A 6,191-nucleotide genomic window follows, 5' to 3' on the forward strand; every position below is an offset into this window, starting at 1 on the left:
CGGCGTAGGCGACCACGTCCAGGGTGGACATGACCAGGCCCGCGCCGTTGCCGATGATCCCGACCTCGCCGTCGAGCTTGACGTAGTTCAGGCCCTTGGCCTTGGCGGCGACCTCGAGGGGGTCGCCCTCCTCGGCGAACGTGAGGCTCTCCAGGTCCTGGCGGAACTCGGCGTTCTCGTCCAGGGTGACCTTGCCGTCGAGGGCGACGACGCGACCGTCCTTGGTGAGGATGAGGGGGTTCACCTCGACGAGCGTGGCGTCCTTGCCCACGAACGCGTCCCACAGCTTGGTGATGATCTCGGCCGCGCCCTGGGCGGCGGCCTCGGGCAGGTTGCCCGCCTTCACGATCTCGGCCGCGACGTTCGCGGGGGCGCCGGTCAGGGGGTCGATGGAGATCTTGGCGACCGCGTCGGGGTTGGTGACGGCGACCTCCTCGATCTCCATGCCGCCCTCTTTGGAGCAGATCGACAGGAAGTTGCGGTTCGCGCGGTCCAGCAGGAAGGAGAAGTAGTACTCCTCCGCGATGTCGGAGGCCTCCTCGACCAGGACACGGTGGACCGTGTGGCCCTTGATGTCCATGCCGAGGATCTGCTCGGCCTTGGCCTGGGCGTCCTCGGGGCCCTCGGCGACCTTCACGCCGCCGGCCTTGCCGCGACCACCGGTCTTGACCTGCGCCTTGACAACGACGCGGGGTTTGCCGGCAGCGGCGAACTCGTCAGCGATGGCACGTGCCTCAGCGGCCGTGCTCGCCACCTTCCCCTGGGGTACGGGAACCCCGTACTCTGCGAAGAGTTGCTTCGCCTGGTATTCGAACAGGTCCACGAGGGTCCGTCCTTGTAACTCGCTGGCTCAGGATGTCTACCGGGGTGGCCTCGTCCGGATCGGCTGTGACCTACTGGTACACGTCACACGCAGCAGGACCCCGAGGGGCCCCGCCGTTCACAGAGATCGAGATCGCCGCGGAGTCGCCACCCGCGACATGCGCAAAGCTTAGTCGCCTGAAATCCGGCCGCCGGACACCGGGGGCCGCTTCACCGCGTCGGTCCCGGCCCAAAAGCCGTCCATGCCGCACTGCGGAAGCGTCCGCGTGGGAAATTGTGTGACCAGCGACACCGCGAATAACACGACATGGGTGCATCGGCCGTACCATGGCCGCTTCGTCCCTGCGACCAACATCACGCCGCGGACCGTCGCACGGGACCGGGCGCGGACGACGCCCTCCGTCCCGGCGCTCCCCGCCGGCGCCGCCGGAGGATCAGGCCGCGTGCGCCGGGCGGACGTTCTCCCGGACCCAGTCGGCGATCTCCGAGGTGGGCGCCCCCGGGGTGAAGATCTTGGCGACCCCCAGGCGTTCGAGCTCCGCGATGTCCGCGTCGGGGATGATCCCGCCGCCGAACACGCGGATGTCCTCGGCGTCGTTCTCCCTCAGCAGCTCCATCACCCGGGTGAACATGGTCATGTGGGCCCCCGAGAGCACGGACAGCCCGATGGCGTCGGCGTCCTCCTGGAGCGCCGCCGCGACGATCATCTCCGGCGTCTGGCGCAGACCGGTGTAGATGACCTCGACCCCGGCGTCGCGCAGGACACGGGCGACGATCTTGACCCCCCGGTCGTGCCCGTCCAGTCCCGGCTTGGCGACGACGATCCTTGCCGCACCCTCGGCCATGGCTTACCCCTCACGACGTGTTCCCCGCGGCCCGGCCACTCCTTGTGGGAGTCCCACCGGGGCGGGGTGGAGACGATGAACTCGTGTGAAGCGTAACGCAGGTCACTCGCGGGTGGCGGGCACGGGGACGGGTATCTTCCGAGCATGGGAGACGATGCCACCGAATTCGACCGAACCAGCACAGAGGACCTGCGGGACCGCGCCGTCGAGCTGGCACGTCAGCGGTGGGACCTGCGCTTCTTCTGGCGGCTGCTCGGCCTCGTCCCGGCCGCGGAGGCCGCTGCCGGGAACGACAGGGCCAGCGAGGCGAGCGTCGCCCAGCTCTCCGGCTTCGTGTACGAGGCCCTCTCCGCCGAGACGGACCCCGGGGTCCAGGAGGCCCTGCGCCCCGTCTACGTCCAGTACCTCCTCGACCACGGGGAGGAGGCGGGCGACGCGGACCCCGGAACGGGGAACACCGGACCGGGCGGGGCCCCCGCGGACCCCGGGGGCGCCGCTCCGGGAGGGGCCCGGCCCGACGGGGCCGACGGCGACAGGCCTTCCTGACCCCTCGGGGTGCATGTCCGAAAACCGCCAGCACCCGCCCCGGTCCATGGGTGACCATGGACAGTGTGATGGACGACGACCAGCGCTACCGCGCAGTACACAGCAGGGACTCCCGCTTCGACGGGGTCTTCTACACGGCCGTGCGCACCACCGGGATCTACTGCCGTCCGAGCTGCCCCGCCGTCACCCCGAAGCGGGTCAACACCAGGTTCTTCCCCACCGCGGCGGCGGCCCAGGAATCCGGGTTCCGCGCCTGCAAGCGGTGCCGCCCCGACCTGACACCGGGCTCACCGGAGTGGAACCTGCGGGCCGACGTGGTCGGCCGCGCGATGCGGCTCATCCAGGACGGCGCCGTGGACCGGGGCGGCGTGGGCGCGCTGGCCTCCGCCGTGGGGTACAGCGAACGCCAGCTCAACCGGCTGCTGTCCGCCGAGGTGGGCGCGGGGCCGCTGGCCCTGGCCCGCACCGAGCGTGCCCAGACCGCCCGGGTCCTGGTGGAGACCACGGACATGCCGATGGCGGACGTCGCGTTCGCGGCCGGGTTCGCGAGCGTGCGCCAGTTCAACGAGACGATGCAGGCGGTGTTCGACCGCTCCCCCACCGAGATGCGCTCGGTCGGACGCTCCCGGGCCCCCGGCTCCTCCGCACCGGGGACGATCACGCTGCGGCTGCCCTACCGGGAGCCGATCGACCTGGCCTCGATGCTGGGGTTCCTCGGCGACAGGGCCGTCCCCGGGATCGAGGAGTACCGGGAGGGCGTGTACAGGCGGACGCTCCCGCTCCCGCACGGAACCGGTGTCGTGGAGCTCTCGGCGGGTTCCGGGCCGGGACACGTGCTGTGCCGGCTGCGGCTGACCGAGACCCGCGACCTGGCCAGTGCGGTGCGCCGGTGCCGCAGACTGCTGGACCTGGACGCCGACCCGCGTGCGGTCGCCGAGGCCCTGGGCGGGGACCCCCTGCTCGGCCCGATCGTGTCGGCCCGTCCGGGCATGCGGTCGCCCGGGCACGTGGACCCGGCGGAGCTGGCCGTCCGTGCAGTGCTCGGCCAGCAGGTGTCGGTACGGGCCGCGCGCACGCTGGCGGGCCGGCTGGTGCAGAGGTTCGGAAAGCCCCTGCCGGAGGGGCTGGAGGTCCCGGGCGGCGGCCTGACGCACCTGTTCCCGTCCCCGGACGTGCTGGCCGGGGCCGACCCGACGGGTTTCTCCATCCCCGTGGCGCGCGGAACCGCCCTGGTGGGACTGAGCGGGGCCGTCGCCTCGGGCCGTGTCGACCTGGGGCCGGGCTGCGACCGGGAGGAGGCCGAGCGGCGCCTGGTCGAGCTGCGCGGCATCGGTCCGTGGACGGCGGGCTACGTGCGGATGCGCGGTCTGGGCGACCCCGACGTGTTCCTGCACGGCGACCTGGGCGTCCGGTCGGCGCTGGAGGCCGGGAGGGCGTGGACCTCCCCGGCGGCGGCCGCCCGGAACGCACGGGGGTGGAGCCCGTGGCGCTCGTACGCCACCCACCTGCTGTGGGCGTCGCTGGGCGACGCCGCCCGGGCGCGGGAGGCGGGAGCGGTTCCGGACGGCGCGTCTGCGGACGGCCCGTCCGGGGCGGTCGGCGGGGTCGCGGGCCGCACCGGTTCCGCGGCGTGAGCCGGAAGCGGTGCGGGACGACCGCGGACGGGCCCGGTCGTGCGGCCGGGGTTCGGGCCCGGACCGGCGGGGAAGCGGTGGCCGCCGCCCGGTTGTTGGAACCACGGGGCCCTCGGGGTCCGGTGGCCGTCGGCAAGGGAAGACGGACGTGAGGACGAGAGGGAACGGTATGAGCATCACACGGGCACCGGGTGCCGCGGCACCCGGACAGGAGTCACTCTTCGCGGATGTCGAACCGGTCGCCCCCCTGCGGGCGCCGACCGTGGAGTTCCGGGCCCCGCTGGACGGGCCGACCCGGTACACCACCATGGACTCGCCGGTGGGGCTGCTGACCCTCGTCGGCGACGGTGAGGCGCTGGGCGCGCTGTTCACGCTCGCGAAGGACGGCAGTTCCCTGAGCGTCCCGGCGGAGTGGATCGCCGACCCGGCGCCGTTCGCCGAGGCGGTCCGGCAGCTGGACGCGTACTTCGCGGGGGAGCTCCGGGAGTTCGACCTGCCGCTGGCCCCCTCCGGGACCGAGTGGCAGCGCAAGGTGTGGGCCGGGCTGACGACCATCCCGTACGGGGAGACCGCGAGTTACGGCCAACTCGCCGAGGAACTGGGGCGGCCGACCGCCTCCCGCGCCGTGGGCATGGCCAACGGTCGCAACCCGATCAGCATCATCGTCCCCTGCCACCGGGTCATCGGGGCCGACGGGACCCTCACCGGGTACGCGGGCGGTCTGGAGCGCAAGGAGTTCCTGCTCGGGCTGGAGGCGGGGCGTGCCGCCTAGCGGCCCTCCCCGCCCCCACGCGGAACGGCCCCGGGAACGGGGCCGTTCCGCGTTTTCCACAGGAGGGAGACCGGTCTGGCCCCGCCCTCCGGAACAGGGTTGACTGGAAATTGGGGGGCTCCCCGGGGCAGGACGCTTCGCCCTGCCCCCGTTCCGTTCCGCGCCCCTCCCCCCGCAGTGTGCGCCCACCGCCGGCCTCCCGGCGGGCTTCCGGGACGGCGTCCCTTCCCCTTCCACCCCTTGCAGGCGGGTATTCGTGTGGTTACCCTGCGGTAGCAATGTGGTCGAGACCCCATGACCGCAGAGCACCGTGTCGACCCCCCGTCCGCTCACCCCAAGGAGAAGCGTTGACACCCCCCACCTCCCCCGCCTTTCGCGTGCGCCTTTCCCGGACCCGGTTCCTGGGCGCGGCCACCCTCTCCCTGACCGCCGCGGCCGCCCTGGTCGTCTCCGCCGGTGCGGCCCAGGCCCAGCCGGCGCCCGTGGACACCGCTCTCGCGACCGCTCCCAACGTGGAGGTCACCGCGGACGGCGCCGCCGAGTCCCTGCCCGGCGCAGCACCCGGAACGGCGGCCGAGGACGTGCTCGCCGACGCGGTCGTCGCCGACGTCCTGGAGGCCCGGGGCACCGGGCTCTCCGCCCTCGACGCCCGGGACCGCGACGTCCGGATCGACATCCGGGAGGCCTCGGACGGCTCCGCCTTCGGTGTCGCCATCGTGACCGCGCCCATGGGCTCGGAGGAGAGCCCCTACGCCTGGCTGTTCGCCGCCGACCACGAGGGCTCGGAGTGGACCGTCGGACTGGAGGGCACGGAGGAGTTCTCGGAGATCCTCTCGGCATCGACTTTGCTGGCCGAGGAGGAGCGGGAGGCCGTCGCCGCGTCCACGAACCCGGACGAGGTCTCCGCCTCCACCTACATCGGGGTGGGGCTGCCGTTCTCCATCGGCTCCTCGATGGTCATGACCGGCGGACCGCACGGCTTCAGCTCCGGCCACCCGTACAGCTCGGTGGACTTCGCCGGCGGCAACGGCCAGGCCCGTGCGGCCCGGGGCGGCTACGCCTACAGCCTCTGCACCGGCTGGACCCGGGTGATCCACGACAACGGCTACTCCACGGACTACTACCACCTGGAGGACTACCAGTGGCTGCCCGGTAACAACGTCGGCGTCGGCCACTACCTCGGAAGGCAGGGCAACAGCCTCTGCGCCGGCGGCTCGACGACCGGCGCCCACATCCACTTCGCGCTGAGGGGCTACACCGACCCCAACGCGGCGGGCTGGTACGTCCCCCTCCACGGCAGGACCCTGGGCGGCTGGACCTTCTACGAGGGCGCCGCCTACGGCGGATACGTCTACCGGAGCGGCGTGGGCACGGTCTACCCCGGCGGCTCGGTGTACAACTACGGGTTCTAGAAACACTCTTTTCACAAACGCACAAGCATGGGCACAAAAAAGGAGGGGGCCGCCCACAAGGCGACCCCCTCCCCACAAAAAACCGTGGCAGCGACCTACTCTCCCACCCCACCACAGGGCAGTACCATCAGCGCAAGGAGACTTAACGACCGGGTTCGGA

At 72.3% G+C, this 6,191-nt stretch carries 6 protein-coding genes; 4 read left to right on the forward strand and 2 right to left on the reverse strand.

Annotated features, from left to right (window positions below; genetic code table 11):
- Both ACFQBR_RS33380 and ACFQBR_RS33385 read right to left on the reverse strand, forming a co-directional pair.
- Positions 1-823 (reverse strand): ATP-grasp domain-containing protein (locus ACFQBR_RS33380; protein ID WP_355014745.1); only part of this gene is annotated, 823 nt, incomplete at its 3' end.
- 433 nt (positions 824-1,256) lie between these two features.
- Positions 1,257-1,667, reverse strand: coding sequence for a cobalamin B12-binding domain-containing protein (locus ACFQBR_RS33385; protein WP_267946591.1), 411 nt, complete (start codon positions 1,665-1,667; stop codon positions 1,257-1,259).
- Between the two features lie 144 nt (positions 1,668-1,811).
- Here ACFQBR_RS33385 and ACFQBR_RS33390 point away from each other — a divergent pair, with 144 nt between their 5' ends.
- From ACFQBR_RS33390 to ACFQBR_RS33405, 4 genes are all read left to right on the forward strand, one after another.
- The gene (locus ACFQBR_RS33390; RefSeq protein ID WP_267946592.1) at positions 1,812-2,213 is read left to right on the forward strand and encodes a hypothetical protein; all 402 of its coding nucleotides are present in this window, start codon (positions 1,812-1,814) and stop codon (positions 2,211-2,213) included.
- A 56-nt stretch (positions 2,214-2,269) separates the two neighbouring features.
- Positions 2,270-3,847, forward strand: a complete 1,578-nt coding sequence (locus ACFQBR_RS33395; RefSeq protein ID WP_352987308.1) for an AlkA N-terminal domain-containing protein — start codon at positions 2,270-2,272, stop codon at positions 3,845-3,847.
- Positions 3,848-4,016: 169 nt separating this feature from the next.
- A complete protein-coding gene (locus ACFQBR_RS33400) occupies positions 4,017-4,619 on the forward strand; it encodes a methylated-DNA--[protein]-cysteine S-methyltransferase (protein WP_344186120.1) in 603 nt (200 codons plus the stop codon).
- Between the two features lie 347 nt (positions 4,620-4,966).
- Entirely contained in the window at positions 4,967-6,031 is a 1,065-nt protein-coding gene (locus ACFQBR_RS33405; protein ID WP_344186119.1) for a M23 family metallopeptidase, read from the forward strand.
- Positions 6,032-6,191: the final 160 nt, after the last annotated feature.

Origin of the sequence: Nocardiopsis tropica (assembly GCF_042660575.1) — a bacterium.
Classification (GTDB): Bacteria; Actinomycetota; Actinomycetes; order Streptosporangiales; family Streptosporangiaceae; genus Nocardiopsis; species Nocardiopsis tropica.

What these genes read in the sequence shown, in the direction of transcription:
- ACFQBR_RS33385 (WP_267946591.1), bottom strand. Translation starts at nt 1,667, where the DNA reads ATGGCCGAGGGTGCGGCAAGGATCGTCGTCGCCAAGCCGGGACTGGAC.
- ACFQBR_RS33390 (WP_267946592.1), top strand. Translation starts at nt 1,812, where the DNA reads ATGGGAGACGATGCCACCGAATTCGACCGAACCAGCACAGAGGACCTG.
- ACFQBR_RS33395 (WP_352987308.1), top strand. Translation starts at nt 2,270, where the DNA reads ATGGACAGTGTGATGGACGACGACCAGCGCTACCGCGCAGTACACAGC.
- ACFQBR_RS33400 (WP_344186120.1), top strand. Translation starts at nt 4,017, where the DNA reads ATGAGCATCACACGGGCACCGGGTGCCGCGGCACCCGGACAGGAGTCA.